At 70.2% G+C, this 22,723-nt stretch carries 11 protein-coding genes; 8 read left to right on the forward strand and 3 right to left on the reverse strand.

All coding sequences use genetic code 11. From position 1 onward, the window contains the following. The first annotated feature begins 282 nt into the window (after positions 1-282). The 7 genes from SSQG_RS29385 (at position 283) to SSQG_RS29415 (ending at position 16,319) form a co-directional block, all read left to right on the forward strand. On the forward strand, positions 283-2,493 hold the full coding sequence (locus SSQG_RS29385) for a hypothetical protein (protein WP_244299282.1): 2,211 nt from the start codon (positions 283-285) through the stop codon (positions 2,491-2,493). Positions 2,494-2,600: 107 nt separating this feature from the next. Next, complete coding sequence (locus SSQG_RS29390; protein ID WP_039933863.1) at positions 2,601-8,756, forward strand: NUP-1; 6,156 nt, start codon at positions 2,601-2,603, stop codon at positions 8,754-8,756. Between the two features lie 205 nt (positions 8,757-8,961). Further along, positions 8,962-10,818: a serine/threonine-protein kinase gene (locus SSQG_RS29395; protein ID WP_003993559.1), complete on the forward strand. Its 1,857-nt coding sequence runs from the start codon at positions 8,962-8,964 to the stop codon at positions 10,816-10,818. Positions 10,819-10,866: 48 nt separating this feature from the next. Further along, entirely contained in the window at positions 10,867-11,589 is a 723-nt protein-coding gene (locus SSQG_RS29400) for a hypothetical protein (RefSeq protein WP_003993560.1), read from the forward strand. A gap of 686 nt (positions 11,590-12,275) precedes the next feature. Then, positions 12,276-12,449: a hypothetical protein gene (locus tag SSQG_RS41520; RefSeq protein WP_158681133.1), complete on the forward strand. Its 174-nt coding sequence runs from the start codon at positions 12,276-12,278 to the stop codon at positions 12,447-12,449. A gap of 356 nt (positions 12,450-12,805) precedes the next feature. Then, positions 12,806-14,026 carry an ATP-binding protein gene (locus SSQG_RS29410; protein ID WP_158681136.1) on the forward strand — a complete coding sequence of 407 codons (1,221 nt, stop codon included), beginning with the start codon at positions 12,806-12,808 and terminating at the stop codon, positions 14,024-14,026. Beyond that, complete coding sequence (locus SSQG_RS29415) at positions 13,995-16,319, forward strand: hypothetical protein (RefSeq protein WP_244299285.1); 2,325 nt, start codon at positions 13,995-13,997, stop codon at positions 16,317-16,319. The genes SSQG_RS29410 and SSQG_RS29415 overlap by 32 nt, the downstream gene beginning before the upstream one ends. Here the strand turns inward: SSQG_RS29415 and SSQG_RS29420 are convergent. The 3 genes from SSQG_RS29420 to SSQG_RS41525 form a co-directional block, all read right to left on the reverse strand. After that, a complete protein-coding gene (locus SSQG_RS29420; protein ID WP_003993565.1) occupies positions 16,291-17,265 on the reverse strand; it encodes a hypothetical protein in 975 nt (324 codons plus the stop codon). The genes SSQG_RS29415 and SSQG_RS29420 overlap by 29 nt on opposite strands. A 53-nt stretch (positions 17,266-17,318) precedes the next feature. Further along, a complete protein-coding gene (fxsT, locus tag SSQG_RS29425; protein ID WP_003993566.1) occupies positions 17,319-20,993 on the reverse strand; it encodes an FxSxx-COOH system tetratricopeptide repeat protein in 3,675 nt (1,224 codons plus the stop codon). A 68-nt stretch (positions 20,994-21,061) separates the two neighbouring features. After that, on the reverse strand, positions 21,062-21,268 hold the full coding sequence (locus tag SSQG_RS41525; RefSeq protein WP_158681138.1) for a hypothetical protein: 207 nt from the start codon (positions 21,266-21,268) through the stop codon (positions 21,062-21,064). A 225-nt stretch (positions 21,269-21,493) separates the two neighbouring features. On the opposite strand from SSQG_RS41525, the gene SSQG_RS29430 reads away from it, so the two are divergent. After that, on the forward strand, positions 21,494-22,723 hold the full coding sequence (locus SSQG_RS29430; protein ID WP_003993567.1) for an FxsB family cyclophane-forming radical SAM/SPASM peptide maturase: 1,230 nt from the start codon (positions 21,494-21,496) through the stop codon (positions 22,721-22,723).

The following is a 22,723-nucleotide window of genomic DNA, read 5'->3' on the forward strand; positions in this document are numbered from 1 at the left end:
AGCGGCGTGCCCGACCTTCATGTCCTTCAGGTGCGCTCACCCATGCGCCGCTTCGGCGCATACGCCCTGAACAAGAAGCTCGGCCATCGCAAAGTGATGAAAGTGCCACAGGAACCCCAAGCGCGGGCATAGTCTGCGGGATTACCGCAGGCGGGCCGGGGTGACCTGTAGTGCGGCGGAGGTGTCATGGGTGGGGACCCGTACGTGTCAGCAACGATCGGCGAACGCGGGGGGACGGGGGTACCGGATCCGTACGGTGACTGCGCCCTGCTGAGCTCTGTCATGACGAAGGGCTACGACGCCGTACCCGACGAGGAACGGGATCGGCTGCGGCGCTATCTCGAGGCCGTTGTCGCGGCCCGTCCGGCGCCGGTGCACACCACCGTCGCCTTCAACGCCGTGTACTTCGGGTACGACCTCGGAGGTGACGGCTACGGCGGCAGCCCACTGCGTCTCGACGACTTCCCCGTGATCACCTTCGGCGAGTGTGCTCCCGTGCTCCCGGTCGGTGCCATGGTGTGTGTCGCTACCGGATCGGACCCGCTGTACGCCGAGATCGTCCATCGGGAGGGTGCCCACCCGCAGGTGGGGGCCCTCGGTGACGTACCGGCCTGGGTGTCGGGGGCGCCGGCGGGTGCCGAGGGCCCGGGCGCGCCGGGAACCGATGCCGAGCCACGGCGTAGGGAACTCCTCGTCCCGGATCTCCACGCCTTCGGCCCGGCCCTGAGCCTGTCACCGGCCCAGCTCCACCGCTTACGCACGCGCCGGCGCTGGATCAACGAGGACGGGCATGTCGTCGTCGACGTGTGCTATCCGTCCCCGGAGGCGGCCCGGCGCGATGACCTGACGACCTATGCGGACCATCTTCTGACGACGGCACGGGAGCAGTTGCTCAGTCCCTTCGTTCCCGTGTCACTCGCCGCTCTGGTGGGCGGCACGCACGACGACGACCTGCGCGCGGGGCTGCTCGGTCTCCTCGACACGGTGCGGGGGATCCTCGACTCCAGCGCCGAGTTGCGCACCTGGGGTCACTACGCCATGACCCGGGCCTCCCTCGCGGACTGCTGGCGGGACACCGGACCGTTGGGCGGCGACGACCTCAGGTCGCTCGCCGCAGCGGTGGAACGCGCGGCCACCCCGGGGAGACGGCGCTACGGTCTCACCGCTCCGGTCACCGTGTACACAGCGGTCGGACCGCGGCTTCGCGGGTTCCCGGGCGCGGCCGAACGCCTCAGGGGAGTGGGGTACGCCGCGGCGGTCTGCCGGGCGAACGTGGCACTCGCCGATGTCGTCCAGGGAGACAGCGACCACGGGCTGTTCGAGAACGGATCCCGGATCACTCTCGACGACGCCTTCGAGGGCGGGGGCGTGTGGCGGTCCCACCATCCCGGTGACGCGGAGGCACCCGGGGGTCCCCTGACCCCCGGCGGACGCGGCTGGAAGTCCACGTTGCCCGAGGCCCAGTCGGAGCCGGAGCCGGAGCCGGGAGCGGAGCCCGACCCGATCGATCTGCCCCTCGCCGACGACGCCGCCCTCGGCACCGGCGATCTCCTGCGGCACGACGCGCAGGAGACCGTCTGGCGGGCACCCCTGCGGCTGGCCCATCTCATCGACGGCTGGTTTCCCTTGCATCCGTACGTCGTGCAGGAACTTCGTCGGTCCCAGGGCGCGCCCCCCGCGATAGTCCTCGAACTCGACCATGCCGGTGAGGTGTTGGACGAGAAGGAGGCGACACAGGAAGTCACCGCTGAACTCGTCGGCGAATCGGGCCGGTTGACCGGAATAGCCTGGCCTCACGACTTCTTCCCCGGCCTGATGCTTGAGTTGCGCCGTCTCCACGGCGACACGGTGATCCACCTGGCCACGACGCTGCTCGAGGAACGGTTCCAGGTCGGCGATCGCGAGACCGGGCACGGTTACGACCCTCGTGTGCTCACCAGGGAGGACGTCCCGGGGAGTGATCGCCACGGTGACAGCGCGGTCGGACTCGGCCCACGCCTGCTGGTGATGCGCACCGTGCGCCGTTGCGGTCTGCTCACCTTGGACGGTCATGCCCTGATGGACCGTTCGGCCCTGCCGAGCGCGGTCTACGGACGTCGACCGGTCCGGTCACAGGCCGCCGCCCTGGAATCGGCGGTCGCGGAACTCCTCGCCGAACGGCTCCTGGAGCCGGTCCTCGGCAGCCGAGACGCCTGGGGCCAACCGCACTTCCCCGCCCGGGACAGGGAGGCGACGATACCGCTCATCGGCTACCGCCCGGCACGACGGCGAGTGATACGCCCCTGGGGCGGGACGGATACGGAACCGGGCGGCGCAGGCCCGCTGTCCGCCCAGTTGGTCTCCGGCCACCTCCGCCGTCTGCGGCCGGGTTGCTCGCCCAGCGGTGCCCAGCGAGCGGCCTTCCGGGAGTACTGCCGCAGGCTCGGCAAGGCGGACGGCTGGGAACTGCCCTACGGCTACACCTTCGTCACCGAGCACATACGCGGCCGCTGAGGGTGTCCAAGGCTTCCTCTGGCCTCACGCTCACCTCCTCTCCCAAGCTCCGCGGCATTGGGTGAGCCGATCCCGTAGAGCCAGCCACAGAAACGGAGTTCGTATACATGCATGACCGCTACCACGTCGTGACGGGGCCGCCGTTGTCCCCGCCGGGCGTCTCGGCCGAGGAACTCTCAGGCTTGGCCGCCGCCCTCAACGCCTTGGAGCACCCGGCCGCCGCCGCTCTGAGCGACCTCACGGTCGACATGGTGGAACTCGCCTTCAACTCTCTGCCGCCCAAGGACCGGCAGAAGTTGCTCGGCAACCTGGGCATCCGCATGGCGGCCCCTCGACGGGCCGGCCATGCGCTGTGTCAGGACGTTCTCGCCCGGCTGCGGCGCGAAGCCCGGCAACGCGCCTGCAACTGCGGGCTCAGGGGTCTCACCCAGACGGTGATGGACCAGCTCGTCGCGTTTGTCATAGCGTCGGACGGCGAGTCCGCTGCCGACCCCGTTTCCCGGTGGGGAGCGACGCTGGTCCGGGCCACGGTGTTCGCGTGGTGCAATGCCTCCGTCGCCGATGCCCACATCCTTGCCTGGGCTGCGGACCAGGACTGGTTCGTGGCGATGGCCGGCGAGAACGAGGGGGCACGGCTCTCCGCTGTCGCTGAGGTGGCACGGTCGATCGCGGCGGCGTACCCGGGTTTCCTGTCCGGTGTGGTGCAGGAGGAGCAGGAGCAGGGGCCGCCGCTCGCGGCCTCCTCGAACGAGATGTCCGGAACCGCGGCCGACGACCGGCCCTTCGGGGCGAGACGGCCCGACGAGGTCTGCGGGGAGCTGGAACTCGCCCTCGCCCGAGCCCGGCAAGCCGTGGAGAAAGTGGCGGACGCGGTTGCGGACGGCCGCCCTCCGCAGGACGAGGACCTGGTACCGCTGACCGCGCTGAGCGCGGTGTTCGACAGCGCCGAGGCGGTGTTCCGCGCGACGGGGATCGAGGGGGTGCCTCGTCGGCTGGAGGACATGACGCGCGCCGCGCAGGCCCACCGGGCGGCGCACGAACATGACCTTCGGACACGGGAGACCCTGCGAGAACTGCTGGCTGTCGTCTGCCGCCCGGACAGCCCCGCGGCCTCTGCCGCCGAAGCCGTGAGAGGCGCGGCCCGCCGTCTGCTGGACACACCGGTGTGGGAGCAGGCGCAACGGGAGGAGGGCGCCGCACTCACCGCCTTGGCCAAGCTCATCCGTCTGGGGCGGCAGGCGGACGCCGCGGCGGAGATCCTGGCTCTGCAGGAGCAGGTCGTGCGGGGGCTGCCCGCCTGTGCCATGGCGGCGGTCATGGCTCCGGAACTGACGTTGCCCCAGTTGAAGGCCCCCGATCAGGCCCTCGATCAGGCCCTCGATCAGGGCCTCGATCAGGGCCTCGCGCAGGCGGAGGCAGAGGCCGGCGATCCCGCCGAGAGTACGGTGATCGAGCAGCGCGAGGCCGGCCGGGAGGGTGAACGGGCGGACGGGGAGGCGACGGGAGTGTCCGCCGACCGCTCCACGCGGGGAACCGCGCCTGACCCCGCCCCCGGTACGGAAGCCGCCGAGCCCGTTGCGGCGGTCCCCGGTGAGGCCGACACCGGCGACGCGCTGACCGAGACACGTACCTCCAGTGACCCGGCACCGCTCGTTTCCCCGGACGGTGACGCCGCGCCCACGCCTACCGTCGACGGTCCGAGCAGGCCACACGACCGGCACGCGAAGGCTCCGGAAGCGGCTCCCGTGCCGCAATCGGCTCCCGATCCGGAGACGGCTCCCGCGCCGGTCACGGCCATGACCGAAGACGAGGCAGACGAGGAGGAGACCGACGCCGAGCGGGCTCTGGCGCGGCTCGTCGTCGAGCGGCGCTTCGGACTCGCCCACCATGTGGCACGTGCCGGCGGCCACCCCGAGCCGCAGGTGGCGGCGCTCCGCCTGGCCGGTGCCGCCGCGCTGCTGACCTCCGGCGACAGCCAGGGCGCCCGGCTGACCACGGGCCTGCTCCAGCAGTACGGCGCACACGCGAGCCATGACACGGAGGGCAGCGAGCTCCTGCTGCTGCCCGCCCTGCTGCGTACGGCACTGGTCACCGGCGACCACCTGGCGGGCGCCCAGCTCAAGGCGCTGGTGCCCCGTCTGCCGGACCGGCTTGCCGAGGCCGCGGCCGCTGTCGCCGACCGTGCCCTCAGCGGTGTGCTCATGATCGCCTCCCCGTTGGTCGTCATCGCCGATGTCTCCGAGACGGAGGCCCGGCTGCGAGAGCTCGGCGAGCAGTGCCGTGCGCTGCTGGTGCCGCCGAAGCTGCGGTTCGCGCGGGCGACGGAGATCGCCAAGCGCTGGCTGGCCCCTGACGGCGGAATGCTCGGATCGCTGCTGACGACCGTGGTCCGCGATCAGCGCGACGCGGTACCGCAGGTGCGGGACCAGGCCGAACGCCTGTCGAAGCTGACCGAGATCAACAACGAGATCGACCGAATGGACCGCAAGCACCGCTCGGTCAGCGGCAAGCCGCTCCAAGGCTCCGGGCGTCAGGACCTGGTGCACCTCGTGGAGCGGGCTGTCGGACTGGTCAAGGAGTGGTGTCTGGCGGTCGACGGTATCCGCCGCGGCGATCGCTCCGACAGCAACAGGGCGGTCAAGGAGATCTCCTCCCTGCGCCGGTCGCTGCTGGACGGCAAGGATGCGGTGATCGCGGAGCTGGAACAGCTGGCGCGGCGCTCGGGTGCCGACGCCGCCGCAACCGCCTGGGCTGCACGCGCCTCCATGGAGGAGCTGTTCGCCCTGCTGGCCGGTGACTCCGCGACCACACGTCCCGGCGGTTCGATGGTCCCCGAGAAGGTGTTGGACGCGGAACTGCTGAAGGTCTGCGACACCCCGGACGAGCGGCCCTCGCTCGACCTGCTCCTCACCGCGGTCGACCGCACCTGGCAGGACGCCCTCACCGAGCGGCTCTCCCGCGATGCCTTCAGCGCCGCCCGTACCGTCGTCGAGTTGGCTGGACGTGGGCTGCTGCCCGCCGCGCAGTCCGGCGATTTCACCCCGCCCACCCTGGCCGATATCGACGAGCAGGAGGCCGTCCGGCGCACGGAGCTGCGCGGGGAACACGACGAACTCGTCGCCGAGCTGCACCGCGCGCAGGCCGACGGTGCTGTGACCGACGACCAGGATCTGCGCCTGCAGGAACTGTTGGCCGACGCCCGGGACCGGCTCGACGGCACCGGCACGCACGACCTGAGGGACGTACGCCGGGCTCTGGACACCGTGCGGAACGACCTGCCCGACTTCCGGCAGCAGGCTGCCGCCCGGATCCGTGCCCGGCTCGACGCGCTGGACCTCACCGCGGACGGGCGCGCTCAAGTCCTGCGCCACCTGGACACCGGCGGCCTGGCCACCGCGGCGGACCTCGTCTACTTCCTGGAGATCGGCGAACCCGTCCCGGAGATCGAGGGCAGCGAACCCCACCTGACGGATTTCTTCCCGGCGGTACCCGACAGCCTTCCCCGAGGCATCGACCGCGAGCTTGTGGACCTCGTCCGGTCCGGCGGCAAGCATCCGACGCTGTCCGTCCTCGACTACAGTGCTCTTTCCAGCGACGAGGCGGCACTGGCGGCGGACGCCCTGGACGCGTGGCGGGAGCTCGGCGCGACCGAGCCGAAGGACCGGCTCGAAGTGTCCGGGCGGCGTCAGTTGCCCCCACTCCTCAAGCTCCTCGGCTACGACGCCAAGAGCGCCAGGCCGCTGGACGAGCGGTCGCCGAACCTGCGCCGGCGCGAGTACCGCTTCTTCGAGGCCACCGAGGTCGAGATCAACGGCAGGGCGAAGGCACCCGCTTTTGGCTCACAGATCCGGGAGCAGGGTGGCACGCTGCGGGTACTGATGGTCTGGGGCCGCCCGCCCGCCAAGGTCGTCATGAGCCTCGCGGAACGCGACACCAGTGGTGCGGGTCTCCTGGTCGCCTACTTCGGCACGCTCAGCCGCGAGGCCCGCGTGGAACTCGCCGTCGGCTCGGACCGGTTGCAACCACTCCTGGTCGTGGACGACGCGGCCCTCGCCTATCTCGCGGCATGGGGCAACCGGCAGGTCAGCACGTCCACGCAGACGCTGCTGCCGTTCTCCGGGGTCAACCCGTACATCAGGGAGAAGCGCGGCCGGATCGGTGGTGAGATGTTCTACGGCCGTGACGCCGAACGCAAGAGCATCATCGACCCGCGCGGCACCCAGGTCATCTACGGCGGCCGGGGTCTCGGCAAGTCCGCACTGCTCGCCGACGCCGGGGACAAATTCGTCGAGCAGCGCCCGGGCTATCACCAAGCGGTGTACGTGAACCTGGACCAGGAGAACATCGGCAAGGGCAGTTCGCTCGGCCCGGAGGCGCTGTGGAGCGTCCTGGTCCGGAAGCTGACCGAGGCACAGGTACTTGACCCGCCGCAGGGCCGCAAGGCCGCGAAGGACAACGCCGACATCTCCGAGCGCGTGCGCGCGGGCATCCGGGCCTGGACCGACGCGGACTCACGCCGCCGACTGCTGATCCTGCTCGACGAGTGCGACCAGTTCTTCGAGGCGGACGCACCCCGGTTCAACCAGACGAAGAAGCTCAAGGGCCTCGGGGACGATACCAAGGACCGGGCCAAGGTCGTCTTCGCCGGTCTGCATTCCGTGCAGCGCTTCTCCAAACTCGCGAGCAACGGGCCGTTCGGTCACCTCGCGCAGACCCCCAAGGTGATCGGCCCGCTGGCTCCCCAGTATGCGGCCGAGCTGCTGGTCGAGCCGATGCGGGCGCTCGGTTTCGAGTTCCAGGACCTGGATCTCGTCAACCGGGTGCTCGGTTACTGCTCGTACCAGCCGTTCCTGCTCCAGATGTTCGGCCATCGGTTGGTGGAGCTGATGCACCGCAAGCGTGCGCGGCGCGGCCCGGACGGACTCAACGAACCCCCTTACGTGGTAGAGCTCGCCGATATCGAGGTCGTGGAGTCGGACGCCGGACTCAGGGACAGCATCTCGGCCGCCTTCAAGGACACCCTCAGCCTCGACCACCGCTACGACGTGATCGCCAACGTGTTGGCGTACCACGCTCGCCACCGGGGGCTGGAGGTGCGGCTGAGCGATACCGAACTGCGCGAGGAGTGCGAGACGTACTGGCGCAAGGGGTTCGAGCAACTCGACACCGAGGGCTTCCGCGCCTACCTCTCCGAAATGGTCGGTCTCGGCATCCTCGCGCCCAACCACGACGGCCTGGGCTGGCATCTGCGTGGCCCCAACGCCTTGCGCATGATCGGCACCTCCCACGAAGTGGAAGCCCGACTGCTCAGGGCCGAGGAGGACTACAAACTCCAGGAGAGCATCGTGCAGGAAGGCCGTCCCGAACTGCCCGACGGCCGGCCCGCACCGCTCACCAACACCCAGCTGGACGATCTCCTCGGCCGGCGGTCCAACCAGACGAGGATCGTCCTGGGCAGCCCCGCCACCGGTGTCGGCGAGGTCGCCCACACCCTGCGGACGCTCACCGCGGGCATCGCGGGCTGGATGCTGCCACCCGTAGGCAAGCCCAGCGTCTACAAGCAGGAACTCACCGGCGGGCGTCCCGGCGAACGACGTGTCGTCATCAGCGACTTCGTCAACTACCGGGACCCGGTTCGCCCCGAGACCTGCAGGGAGGCAGCCGACCTCGCCGAGACGCTGCTGCCCGTCACCCCTGGTGTGACCCGCGCGGTCGTCCTCGTCACCGACACCAGCCAGCTGGCCCTGTGGCGCCCCCTGCTGACCGGCGCCGAACCCACCACGGCCGACCCGGTGGTGCTGCGCCGCCACGACCACCGCAGCCTGCGCGGCTGGGCGCAGCGTGTCGACATGTTCCAGCGCGAGGACCGGCTGGACCGGCTCCACGAGCTGACCGGCGGCTGGCCGCGACTGGTCGGCGACGCCCATCGGCTGCACCGCGAACTGGACGACCCCGACGAGGCGCTGCGCCGCATGGCGGACCTGCGTACCGACCGGGCCCGCGCCCACGCCTTCGCCAGGGACACGGGCCTGTACGCGGATCCGTTGCTCGCGACCGGATACCGGGCCCTGACGGAGGAGTACAAGGACGGATGGTTCGACTGGGAGAGCGCGCTGACCGCCGTGGCGGTCAAGAGTGAGGTCGACGAGGAGGAGGCGCGGTGGATCGTGGCCTGCCTCGACGCCCTTCAGGTCTTCGACCGCGAAGGTGCTCAAATGCGCCTGGAGCCGCTGTTGCGGGAATGTGTGGCGCTCGACGCGTGAGGGCTGGCTGACAGGACGTGAGCCGTACCGGTTGCCCTGGCAGCTGGTGCGGTTCGTCACCTCCAGGCATGGCACACATTGACGTGCGTGATGACGGTTGCAGAACTGTGAAATTTCTTGGTGTATTGGATCTTTTTCCGCTGGAAGAATTTCCCCGGTTGCCTCGTCGGAGGAGCCGCAGCGCAACTGAACACCAGGGGGAAATGTGGCAGGAGCGACCGGGCGCGACGGGTGGAAAGTCGAACGGGATGACGATTCGTGGACCGTTCCCGGATATGTCGACCTCAGGAAACTCGGTAAGGGTGGGAACGGGCGGGTGGTGATCGCCCGTCACACCGCGACCAGCCGGAACGTCGCGATCAAGTACCTCAATGAGGAACTGTGTTCGAAGACGGAATTTCGCGCTGCCTTGCGAAACGAGGCCCGGCTTCTCAGTGGTCTGACGTCGCCTCATGTGACGCGACTGTACGAGTATGTCGAAGCCGAGCAGGGCGCGGCCATCGTCATGGAACTGGTTTACGGCGCCGCACTTCGCGCGCTGCTGCGGAAAGAGGGGCCCACGCACCCCGAGGCCGCACTCGTCGTGCTGAAAGGCTCCCTGCGCGGGCTGGCCGCCGCGCACGGTGTCGGCGTCGTGCACCGCGACTTCAAGCCCGAGAACGTGCTGGTGAACTGGGACGGCCAGACCAAGCTGGTGGACTTCGGGATTTCCGCGCGCACCGGCGACCGCCACAATCTCAGCGGCACCTGCGCGTACATGCCCCCGGAGCAGTGGAGGACGGAGGCCGCCACCCCGGCCGGTGATGTGTACGCGGCGACCGCCACCCTCTACGAGTGCCTGACCGGCGTGCGCCCGTTCGAAGGGCCGGAACCAGTCGACTTCCTGCGCCAGCACGTCGAGGAGCCGGTGCGGATCGACCGAGTGCCGGAAGAGGTACGTGGGCTGGTCCTGCACGGCATGGCCAAGGACCCGGCGCTCAGGCCCGCGAGCGCTCTCGATTTCCTGCGGGAACTGGAATGGGTGGCCGAGAACGCGTACGGAGCCGACTGGGAGGAAAGTGGCCAGAGTCGGTTGGCCGCGGTGGCGGCGGCCCTCGTGCCGTCGGCGATCTCACGCCTGGACGCTCGTCTGGTGGGCTCCTCGGCCGAACTGGCCCGCACCGTGCTGACCGCACGGCGCCGCAAGCGGCTGCGCAGGCGGGCCGATGTGCTCACCGGCGCGGCCGCCGTGGCGGTGGCGGGGCTGCTCAGCGTGATGCCCAACGGCTCGGCGGACGGGGTCGAAGCGCACGCCGGTGCCCACACCGAGGCGGTCACCAGGGTCGACGCGCGGAAGGACACCGGCTCGTCGAACGGGACGCGGGGCAGCGAGCCTGACCGCACGCCCGAGGCGGGCGCGGACTCCGACGGGGCGGGCGCGGCGCCCGCCGATGACGCCACCGGCTCCGGCTCCGGCTCCGGCTCCGGCAGTGACGCCGGGAACAGGGGCACGGACGCCCGGACCCGGGCGGGTGATACCGGCTCCGGGACGGAGAAGGGCGGCGGGCCCGGCGACACCGGAACCAACACCGATGGGGGCACCGGTGTGGAGAACGACACGCACCCCAGCCCCACCGAGCTCAACGACATCGACCCCACAGTCACGGACTCTCCCGAAGACGAGCCTCCCCGCGATGTGACCGAAGAACCGGACAACGGGGTTCCTGACGAGCACGAGGACCCGAGGACAGGAGTCACAGACGAGCCCCGAACCGGGCCGGACGGCTCCGGCACCGGCACCGGCTCCGGCACCGGAGAGGACCCCACCCCGCGCCCGGGGCACGGCCACGCAAACCCGGGTACCGGCGACGGCGAACCCGGGACCGGCAACGGCACGGGCCCGGGGGATGACGACAACACCAGCCCCAGCCCCAGCACGCAGTCACTCAACTCCACCAGGCAGAGCAGCACCGACTCCGGCACCTCCGTCGCCGGCAGCGGCACCGGCCCGGGGTCGGCAGGGACTTCGGCGGTGACTCCGCGGCAGGGGGCTCCGGTGGCCGTGGAGGGTGAGCCCGGCTGATGCCGGTCGATCTGAGTCTCTGAGAGCGAGCCGAACGGAGGGGCGAGGATGACGGACCGCGGCGAGCGCCCGGTGGTGCCGTGGGAGTTACCGGAGCCGGCCCTGCAGCCGACCCTGCAGGACCCGGATGTGCAACCGACCATCAGGGACGTCGTCGACGCCACCTACGTTCCGACCGCCCTCGACGCCCACTGGACCAGTACCGACTCAGAGCCCGGGCCGGAGACAGAGCCAGAGCCCGCGCCCGCGCCAAAGCCCGCGCCCGAGTCCGAAGTCCTGCACTTCGGACCGGGCGTCCCGCCCCTGGGGCTGACGGACACCGCCGTCGACGTCTGGCACGGCACGGGGGAGCGCGGGAGCCGAAAAGCCCCCCGCGGCCGACCGCACTGGCTGCGCAGATACGGCCTGGCGGCGGCCGTCCTGGTCATCGTGCTGGCCTGGCTGCTCTGGCAACGGCAGACGGGGGACCTGCGGATCACCCAGGTCACGGCGCAGACCAGCAGCGTCCTCGGATGCGACGGAACGGCCGAGGTGGTCGCGGTGGTGAACACCAACGGCGCGGCCGGCACGTTCACCTACGAGTGGAACCGCAGCGACGGCACCTCGTCGGGTCCGCGCGAAGAGCGGTTGGGCAAGGGGCAGGAGGAGACGCGGCTGCGCCTGCTGTGGACCTTCCACGGCAAGGGCACCAGCAAGGCGACGGCGTGGCTGGTCATCAAGTCCCCCAGCCGGCACACGGCGTCCGCGTCCTTCGCCTACACCTGCCGCTGAACCCGTGACGTCGTCTGTTTCGGCGTCCGGTGAAAGAACCGTCTCATTTCGCGGTCGCTTCGGTTCGCCGATCCACCGGAAAGCGAGCGGATACCTCGTGTCAACCCCGCGATGTCCCCCGACCGCGTATTGTGCGTGCCCGAACGGCGCCCCTGGGCTGAATGATCCGTATGAGCGACAAGAGAGACGCCGATCCCCTGCCCGACAGGCGAGTATCCCGATAAGCTGAATTGGGTGCGCCTTGTCGAGCGGGCGGCTACGGGGGTGAGAAGGCGTTGTTTGTGAGCCGATCTGCGACCGCGATGGTGCGCGTGTGGTGCATGATGAGCCACTCGCGCGGCTGCGACAATGACGAACCGCACGGTTTCCATACCTGTGCCGCGCGACGGAACCCGTTACCAGGGCGGACGGAGCGAAGGCATTGGGACTGAGACTGTTACGAGGCAGATCCCGTATCGGCCTGCCACGCATGGTCGTCGGTGCCGGCGTCGCCCTGGCCGCCGAGGTCAAACGCTCCCTGAAGAGCGTCCTGGTCGCCGTGACGGCCGGCGTCCTCCTCAAGGCCACATTGATCGCCCTCGTCGTGGTGTGGGCCTTCCCTAAGCCGGAATTCCTCGTTCTCGGTATTGTCGTGGCCCAGATCGACCGTTTGTCCCGGCGCCCGGCAGCCCGCCGACGGAGTGGCGTTGGCGCTGGTCGTCGCACTGATCCTTTTCGCCGCGCAGATCCTCGTCACGCGGCTCATCAGCCGGCTGCCGGTGCGCCCCCGGGACCCCGCCCTCGCAGCGGAGCCCGCCATCGCACCGCCGCCCCGGCACGCCCAGCCAACAGGCCAGGGTCTGAAACCGGAACCCGAATGAGTACGTGGTCTCCGTAGCGGGGATCGCCCTGAGAGGGCTGCGGCGGCTCATGTGAGCTGATGGGCGGAGTCGCACGCTCGGCGGGGCGACTGACAACAGACGGATCGTCATCACAGGTGTTCCGTCAATCGAGTTGGAGCGAAAGGGGGAGGCGTGAACCGATCGCAGAAGGCCGCGCACGGCACCGGGCCGCACCGTGTGCCGGCGGTGCCCAACCATTCGCCACCCACCACGCGCCTGCGCCGACGGTGCCGCGCACGGTGTCACCGGCATCCCGGCGGCACGCCACACCACGTACGACACCGGGCGATCCAAGGGGACGGGACGCCCGGAGCGCAACCTCGGGGGAACACACCATGCCATTCATCCACTGCAACATGTTCGGAACGCCTCCCGCGGGAGGCGAACCGCCGTGGCTCCCTTATGAGCCGCTGGTTCCGTGGTGCATCGAAGGTCACGAAGACCTGTGGGTGGAGCTCGACCACGTGCCCCCGGCCGTGCACGCCTTCCGCAACCAGCTCATACAGGTGGCGCGCAACATCACCCCGGACCGTGACGGACGCGGGCACCTGGTCGTGGTGAGCGGGCTGCCCGGCACCGGCAAGAGCAGTCTCCTGCACCGCTGCGTCCACGAGTTCGTCAGAGGGCTCGAAGAGCCCGAGAGCGGCGACGACGGCCGGCCCGATGTCGAGCGGCAAGGTGACACGCCCCGCCCATGGCGTCTTCGCGAGCAGTCCGATGCGATCTCCGTCGTGCCGGTCACCGGTGTGCGCAACAACGGGCGCGATCTGGAGTCGTCGCCCAGCGGGCACCAGGAGGCGCCCGAGCTGAGCACGGTGATCAACCGCATCTTCCGCACCGTCGTGGCCGAGTTGAGGAGAACACCCGGCTTCACGGATGTCTGTGGTCCCGAGATCGACTCGCCCGACCATTACCACTCCTGGCACGCGCTCACCGACGCGCTGGCGCAACTGGGCCGCAGACTCGCCGTGATCATTCCGCACATCAAGTGGGAGGACCAGGACTCCCGATGGGCCTTCCTCCGGTTCTGCCATCAGAAGGCCGATCGCGGGGTGGTGTTCTTCGTCGAGACGGAATACACCGCGCTGGAGAAAGAGATCGGCCTGATATTCGACGAAAGTGAACTGCGGGGCGTCACACTCCTCAAGACAGGAGGGCTCGCGCGTGAGGACTGGGGCAAGTACCTGCGGCTGTGGATGGACCTTCCCGGAATCCCGAACCCCAAGGTCGCCATCCACGACGATCTGCTCGACTGCGAGCCGGCGCCCTGGGTCTTCGTCAGCATTTCGAAGCTCCAGACCTTTCTGCGCGAGGCGGCGGACGACGCACTGCAGGCCGACGAAGCCTACTTGCGGCGAAGTCGCGTACTTCTCCGGTTCGACAAGAACCAACCGAACCCGGACAACTTCCTCAGAGGAGGAGCCCCGAATCCGGACGCATTCCTGAGAGAGGAGCCGTCCGATCCGGACGACCCCGCGAAGGAACAAGGCGAGACGGCCGGTATTGAACCCAATGAACTTCCTGATGACGAAGAGGACCGACGAGATGAGCCCTGACGCCTTCCCAGTCGCGGAGGAGAACCCCTTCCGAGGCAGTACGAGCGTCCAGTTGGAGGGATTCGACGACACCACCCAGGTCGGAACCGGTCCCCCGCGTCCGGCGATCCATGTGCGCAGGCGGATCAACGAACAGCTCATGGAACAGGTGCAGCGCTACCTCAACCAGTCGGGAGACTCCTCCACCAGGGGGCGCGTCCTCGCCCTCGTCGGTGAGTTCGGACTGGGCAAGAGCCACCTCGCCGCCCAGGTCACGGACATGCTCAGGCAAAGCACCCCCACGCCTGCGCTGTGGGTGATCGGTCAGCCCTCGTTGGACATGCGGTCCGTCTTCCAGCACCGCATCATGAGCCCTCGCGACAACCTCGAAGCCATGGCCGACTTCGAGCAGGCCATCACCGACTTCTACGCGGACGTCACGGCGGAGCTGCTCGAACAGGACGACACCGGTCGCCTGGGAGCGGCCCGCGACGAGTTCCTGCGCGGGCTGCGGGACCGGAGGCTGGATCCGCAGAAGATCGCGCGCGCCTTCGACCTCGACGAAGAGCTCATCCACAGCCATCTCCGCCGCCACCTGCGCGGCGTCACCGACCACCGCGCCTTCGCCACCGCCCTCGCCCTGCTCCCCAACAAGGCGTACCAGGCCGACATCTGGCGCTGGCTGTCCGGAGAGGCGCCCGCGGCTCCCCTGCAACAGCGAGGTGTCACCCAGCCGATTCAGGGCATCCAGGGTGTCTTCGAAGCGTTCTCGGTGTTCAGCCTCGTCTACGGGCAGAGCGACCGGCCGTACGCGCTCGTCCTGGACGAGGTCGACAAGATCGTCGAATGGACGGCGCAGGACCGGGCGTTGTTCCTGAACGCCTTCGAGATGCTCGTCAACCGGTACGTCAACCAGGGCGGCCTGCTGATCTTCTGCGTCCGGCCCGATCTCTGGAGCTCCCTGCCGGCTTCCCTGCACGAGCGGGTGCTGCCGCTGTGGCTCGACAGCTGGGAGCGGCCCGCGACCGAGGAGCTGATCAAACAACACCTGCTCCGGTCGGGGCGCGCGCCGTCCGACGCGCCCTGTGCGCCCTTCTCCGACCCGGCCGTGGCGCAGATCGTGATCCTCTCGGACGGGGTGCCCCGGCAGATCCTGCGGATCTGCGAAGGGGCCTGGGACCAGGCGGCGCTCGGCCGCAGCCCGAGGATCGACGTCGAGGCCGTGCACGAGGCGATCCGGACGACCCACGAGAAGCGGCCGATGAGCGAAGCGGCACGTCGGCTCGAACGCGTGCTCGCCGGCGACCAGTGGTGGCACAACGCGTCGCCGCGTGGCCTGGGGGACCTTCAGGGGCCGCCGGGCGCGGGCGAGCCCCGCTGGATCGAGGTCACCCGGACCGCGTGGATCGTAGTGCTGCCGGTGCGTTCGCTGCTGACCCGTGCGAGTGTCACCGGCATCGAGAATTTCCTCGGCAACGCGCGCGACGCCGCGGCGGCCCAGGGCATCGAGATGCTCGTCGTGGTCAACGGTCACGCGTGCGGAGCGATGCGCCGGCAGGTCGCCGAGGTCACCGGGACCATGCCCCTGGTGCTTGACGACCCCCGCTTCGACACCGCACTGCGCAGCGGTGTCCAGAGCCTCGCGGAGCGACTACGGGCAAGCCAGGACAACACCGTGCTGGAGAAGTTGTCCCACCGGCTCGACGTCCTCCAGGGACAGCAGCAGACCCTCCTGGAACGTGTGGACAGCATCGATCACGCTCTCGACAACCCGCGCGTCGTCGCCACGCATCCGGTGGCCGGTCCCTCGCACGAGCGGGTGCCGGAGCCGGTGCGGGCGCACTTCCGGGAAGCCCAGGAAGCGCTGGACCGGCTGCTGGAGGAGGGGGAGGGGCCACGGCCCAGCCTCGTGCCCGTCGCCCGGACGGCCGCCGGGCGGCCGCCGCGGCCGCGCCTGCTGCTCGTCGACGACTCCGCACTGAAGAGCATGGGAGCGGTCGTACTGGCCCGCAGACTGCTGGAGGCGTTCCGCGAGGCGATCGTCCGCTGGTGGGAGGAGGCCGGTCCGGGCGGTGGTGAGGCGGAACCCTCCGGACGCGACCAGGGAGAGCTGTTCGCCATCTGCCGAGGCTTCGAGATCTCGATGGAGTCCCTGCCCCGCCTGGACCGGGGCGGTGCCGCTCCGCTGAGCGGCCCGCCGGCACCCGCGACCGGGCCTGGCGAGCGGGCGCAGGACATGCTCGCGCAGCTCGCCGACCGGGTACTGCGCGAGCTGGGCGAAGCGTTCAGTGAGGGACCCGCACCTCTGCGATGAGATCGAGCAGGCGCTCCTCCGCCACGGCCACCTGGGGCTGGCGGAACGTGACTCCGACGACGAAGTCGCCCGCCGCGTCGCCCAGCCAGTGCATGTAGAAGGCGCCGTCCACGACATCGAGGACGAGACGCCGGATCGGGGCACGGGTGACGGGCGCCATGATGCCCGCCAGATCGGTCAGCTGCTCACGCAGGCGGCTGACGAGGTCGCGGTAGATCGCCCGGCGGGCCGCGACCGAGACGACCGCGAAGGAGTCCTCCAGCTCCTGGTGCTCGAAGGCGTCACCGGAGCACACCAGGGACCAGTCGCGGTAGTAGGCGGCGTAGTGCAGGTCGCGCGGGTTGAGGTGGCGGTGCCATATGCCCCGCAGCCGCTGTGCTTCCTGGGCGTCGCGGGAGAGGACGTGCATGAACAGTGAACTCCCCTGGACCAGCGGCTCCTTCACCTCCCCAGGGCGACCCCCGGGCAGTTCGTCGACCATCTGACGCCCAGTCCTGATCTTGGTGACCAGTCTGTTCATCGTGGTGTCCATGGCGTCGCAACCGGGGCCGGACGGGCTGATGCCCACCAGGTACTGGGCGGAGTGCAGACGTGAGCACTGCATCCCGCCTTCCGGGGTGACGACGAGAGTCCGCATCAGATAGCCCACGTCGAGCGCTCGCATCGCCTCGTCGGTCTCCAGGACCCAGCGGACCAGCCGGCGCCCGGGCCGGCCCTCCGTGTCGGCCTCGTCCTCCCAGGACATCCCGGTGGGGAACGGCACGGCATCCGCTTCGCGGACGGCGAAGACGACGGTGTTGCTGACGACGTGGGAAATCGACCGGATCTCCGGGCAGGCCGCGACCGTGGCACGGCACTCCTTGCTCAGGTGGCCGTAGCTCTGGCTGACTTGCGGCACGATCAGGAGCCTGGGATCGCTCACCGCCGCGGAGGCGTCCGGGTTCATCTAGGTGCAACTCCTTCCGGCAGACGACGTATGCGCTGCACTGGGCCTCTGGTTCACACGAACAGCTCCACGTCGATGTCCCGGCGCACCCGGGGCAGTTCGCCGCTGCCCGCCGCGCCGCGCTGTTCGGCGCGGGTCATGGCCAGGTTGTCGGCGGCGATCGCCCTGGCCGGGTGCCGGTTCAGGCCGAGGTGGTCGTAACCGCGCTGGGCGGTCTCCTCCAGTTCCACCGCCGCTTCCCGGTCTCCGCACGCCACCAGGGTGCCGGCCAGGGCGATGGAGGAAGCCAGGGTCCAGGGGTGACGTCCGCCGAGGACCGTCCCGAGTCCGGTGTTGGCGGCCAGGCCGGTCTCGCGGGCCTCCTCCAGCCGGCCCGCGCCCCGCAGATGAACCCCCAGACGCATACGGCACAGGTGGGTCGACGGATGTGCGGGGCCGTACCGGCCCGTCAGAGTGTGCAGACAGCGTTCGGCGTAGTCCACCGCCGGTTGGTGCTCGCCCAGCAGATGGTGGTCGATGGCGAGGCTGAACCGGCATCGCTGGGTGATCATGTGCTGCTCGCCCAGCACGCTGACGGCCATGTCCAGGGCACGGGTGTCGCGTTCCCAGGCCCGGTCGGGATCGCCGAGCCTGCGCTCGCTCACGGCCAGCCCGTTCTCCGCCAGGACCGTGATCGGGACGCGGTTGATCGCGGGCCGTGCCGTGCTGCGCGGCGTCCATCCGTGCTTGAGCAACTGGTACGACTCCGCGTCCTGGCCGAGCAGGCGGTGCATCTCGGCCAGCCAGGGGACCATGCCCCTGACGGCGGGGTCGTCGTCGCCGCCGATGGCCCGGCGATGTTCGTAGACCTGGCGGAACAGCCGCATGCCCTCGGTGTAGTCGCCGGCGGCGGCGTAGCACCAGGCCAGGTTGCGGTGGACCTGCTCGGTGGTGCTGTGCCGGGGGCCCAGCAGCCTCGTCATGCCGCGGGCGACGTGCAGGGCCTCGTCGAGGGCGTCGCCGACATAGCCCGCGGTGCCCAGGTGCGCGGCATAGCCGTCGGCCATCTCCAAGGAGCGGGGATGGGTGATGCCGAGGTGCCCCCGATATTCGCGCAGCACGCCGAGGGCGAGACTGCCGGACTCCTCGTACTCGCCCCGCAGAAACTGCGCGTCGGACAGCAGGGCGCGCAGCCGCCGGTGCTCGGGGGAATCGTGTTCCGTCCAGCACCCCAGTGCGAGCCGGGCCAGGCGCAGGCACTCCTTGAGCGACTCTTCCTCCTGGGTCCGGACGAGGTCGGCCAGGTGGCTGAGCAGCGACTGCCGTACCGCGGGGCGGGGGTCCTTCCAGAGCCGCAGCGCCTCGATCTGTCTGCCGCGCCGGCTGACCGTCTCGGAGTCGGGAGGAGCGGGGCTCGCGGCCATGCCGAGCAGGTGCTCGCCGAGCGCCGCGCGCAGTTGGGTCTCGACGCGTGGATCGTCGCCGAGCCCGGCCACGACGAGGTCCCGCAGCACCCGGTGCTGGCGGACGGCCTGTCCGGGGCGGGCGAAGTCGAACTCGACCAGGCCGTGCTGGTGCAGTGCCCACAACGCGGCGTCGACCAGGAGGACGTCCGCCGGGCGGACCGGCTGCCCGTCCGCGGTGTCGTCCGGCCCTGCCTGGGCCAGCGCCACTCTCATGGGCCGTGAGCGCAGCACACTCAGGTCGACCCCCGCACCGGTGATCAGCGCACAGGCGTCGATCAGCCAGCTCAGCGCCGCGGCGCCCGCCGGTTCGTGGGACCACGCCTCGGCCGCCGGGCTGGAGCGTACGGAGGAGCGGGCCATCCGCAGCAGGATCTGTGTGCCGGTCAGCGATCCCGGGCCGTGGGCCTGTTGCTGGTCGGTCCAGGTGTCGATGAAGGCCTCGACGGCGGCCTGCCGGGCCTGAGCGCCGGTGAGGTTGTCCTTCTCCTCGGCCCGGGTCGCCGCGGCTCCGATCCAGCACGCGGCCAGGCGCAGGGCGAGCGGGAGCGGCCCGACCCGGTGGACGACAGCCCGGGCGTGGGACGGCTGGAGACCGGGCAGCAGCGTCAGGAGCAGTGCCTCGCTCTCCTCCTGGCAGAAGGGCGCGGCCTGCACGGCGTCGGCCGGCGCGGGGCCTTGACCGGAACGTGCGGCGAACAGGATGTGGCAGTTGCCGGACGGCGTCGGCAGCATCGCCGTCATCTCGCCCAGGGACGTCACGTCGTCGATCTCGTCGCAGACCAGCAGCCAGCGCTCGCCCCTTGTGTCGCTCTTGGCCCGCAGCGCCCGGATGTGGTCGCTGGGGTCCTGGACGGTGGGTTCGCCGAGGGCGTCACCGAGTGCGGCGAGTGATGCCCGGACGCTGTCGGGGGTGTCCGACCGCAACCACCAGACGACGTCGTAGGAACCGCCGAACCGGTGGCAGAACTCGAGCAGGGCTTCGGACTTGCCGACGCCGGGCGCGCCGAGGAGCAGGCAGGGGCGGTTCTGGTCGGCGAGGCTGCGCAGGGCCTCGCGGATGTCGTCGAGCAGGGTCTCGCGGCCCACGAAGGTGACGCTGCGGGCGGCGATGTTCGTGCGGTTGGGGAGGCTGGGGAAGCGGTGGGGGGAGTAGGGCAGACGGCGCGGGACAGGGAGCGACAGCCCGCGCAGCAGGAGTTCGGCGGCCCGCTGCTCGTCGTGGCGGCGCAGGTCGATCTGCTGGTGGTGGGCGAACCCGGGCGGCAGGGCCTCGCCGTCCATCAGCACCATCCGGATCCCCGGATCGGACAGGGTCCGCAGTGCCTGCTGTTCGTCGGGGCGCACCGTGGTCGGCTGGAGCAGCAGCACGGCGGCGTCGTCCGCCGGGCGCTCGGGACGCCAGCCACTGTAGGTCCGTCGTACGACGGTGACGCCGACGGCGCGCAGCTGGGACTCGATCCAGTCGGCCCAGACCGCGTGGCGCGAGGTGTGGACGAGCGTGACCTGCTTCGGAGTGACGGGGCGCGGCCGGTCCAGGGCGGCGACGAGGCGTTCGAGGGCGGGCAGGACCCGTTCGTCGAAGCCGTTGCCGTTGTCCAGCTCGGTGCCGAGCCGGGGGCTGCGGGCCGACATCGCGTGGTAGGGGATCTCCAGGTAGCGCACCGGGCGGCCGTGCAGCCGCGCGAAGCTCTGCCCGACCCGGTCGCGGGCGATGCGCAGTTGGTCCTCGTGCGACCAGTCGGTCTGCAGTGCCAGTGCGATGACGTCCAGGGGGCGGTCGGCGTGCCGCAGGAGGCGCCGGGCCAGCGTGGCCGCGTCCTCGATGAAGGAGGAGTCGGCGGTGAAGCAGACCACGAGCAGGTCCGGCAGCCGCGCGAGCTGTGCGGTCTGTTCCTCGGTACGCGGCATCGGTGCGTCGATGAGGACGTCGTCGTACCCCTGGAAGGCGGCATGATCCGGGCCCGCCCCGGACAGCGCGGCCAGCGGATTCGGGCCCTTCAGGGTCGCCAGTCCGATCGGATGGGCGACACGGGAGGGAGACCACTCCTCCAGGGTCGGACCGCCCTCCTCGTTCGGCAGCAGAGCGACGGCCGGGGCGACCGAGCGGACGTAGTGCCGGGTGCGCACGTCGGCGTTGCGGCCGTCGAGGACGAGCACCTTGCGGCCTGAACGGGCAAGCAGTACAGCCGTGTTGAGCAGGGTGGTCGTCTGGCCGATGTCCTCCGCCGTGGAACAGAACGCGGCCACACGGGGGCGGGAGATCCGGCCGTCCGCCTCAGACATCTCGGCTCCGCTTCGCTTCGTCGGTGGTGATCGGGCGCAGGGAACGGGCGGTGGGCAGACCCGGGAGGTCACTCCTCCTGCACGTCACCGCCGCTGGGCCCCTTGTCGTGATTCGTGGTGAACATGGCCTCGGGGCGTGCCGCTTCCTGCCGCACACGCCGTAAGGCACTCACTATCACGGATTCGGGCAGTGACTGGATTGCGTCGAAGGGAAAATTCGAAAGATCAACCAGGGGAGAATCCAGCACCCCCCGTGTTTCGACCTGATCATCCATACGGAGCCCCACCGTCCCGATTGAGTCGAGAATCCGCCACGAGTGGAGGACTGCCGGACAGTTGTGGTTTGGCCCCTCAACTCGGCTGCCAAACTGATGCCTTGCTGTCAGACTCAAATGAGTCTACCGACAAGTGCGACGCTTCGGGCGGTCATCGGATCGTCCGGTACGCCGCAGGAAACCGTCCTGGTTCGGAGCGCAATTTCGTTCGCACACGGGAGCTCGATGAGTACCGAAACGGGTGAGCCGGATGTGGCGCGCGAGGATTTCACGGAAAGCGCCGTGGCGCTGTCACCGGGACGGGCGGCGGCGCTTCCGTTCCACACCTTCATACTCAAGGTGCACAGCCGCTGCGACCTCGCCTGCGATTACTGCTACATGTACACGGCCGCGGACCAGACCTGGCGGCAGCAGCCGCGCGTGATGTCCCCCGCGGTGGTCACCTGGACGGCGCGCCGCATCGCCGAACACGTCCGCGTCCACGGACTGCGGCAGGTGGCCGTCGTCCTGCACGGCGGAGAGCCGCTGCTGGCCGGTCCGCGGCGGCTGCGCCAGATCGTGACGGAGATCGCCCGGGAGGTGGGGCCGGAGGTCCGGGTCCGCACCTCCGTGCAGACGAACGGGGTACGGCTGACCGACGCCTGGCTCGACCTCTTCGCGGAACTGGACATAAGGGTGGGGGTGAGCATCGACGGCGGCCGGTCGGAGCACGACCGGCACCGTCGGCATCCCGACGGCCGGGGCAGCCACGACCAGGTCGCGCAGGCCGTCCAGCGCCTCGCAGCCGCCCCCCGACGGCGCCTGTTCGCCGGGCTTCTGTGCACCGTCGACCTGCGCAACGACCCTGTCGCCACCTATGAGGAGCTGCTCCGTCACCGGCCTCCGATGATCGATTTCCTGCTGCCGCTGGGCAACTGGTCCGCGCCGCCCCCGGGGCGCGTCGCGGGACGGCCCGACACGCCGTACGGGGACTGGCTGGCAGCGGTGTTCGACCGCTGGTACAGCGCGCCGGTCCGGGAGACCGAGGTGCGGATGCTGGGCGACCTCGTCGCCCTGCTCCTCGGTGGGCGGGCCCGCGTCGAGGGCCTGGGCCTGGAACCCATTCGCTACGTCGTGGTGGAGACGGACGGTTCCATCGCGCTCGACGACACGCTGCGGGTCAGCTACGAGGGCGCCACCCGCACGGGACTGCACGTGGCCAGGGACTCGTTCGGCCGGGCCCTGGACCACCCCGAGGTGACCCGGCGGCAGAGCGGCGCGGCGGGGCTGGCCTCCGTCTGCCGGGCCTGCTCGCTGCTGCGGGTGTGCGGCGGCGGCCGTTACACCGACCGCTACGACGCGGCCGACGGCGGATTCGGCAATCCGAGCGTGTACTGCCCGGACCTCGCGGCTCTGGTCCGCCATGTCCACCGGCGCGTGGCCGAGGACACCGCACGGCTCCGGGAGCTGGCCTGA

The sequence above is a fragment of the Streptomyces viridochromogenes DSM 40736 genome (assembly GCF_000158955.1).
Taxonomy (GTDB): domain Bacteria; phylum Actinomycetota; class Actinomycetes; order Streptomycetales; family Streptomycetaceae; genus Streptomyces; species Streptomyces venetus.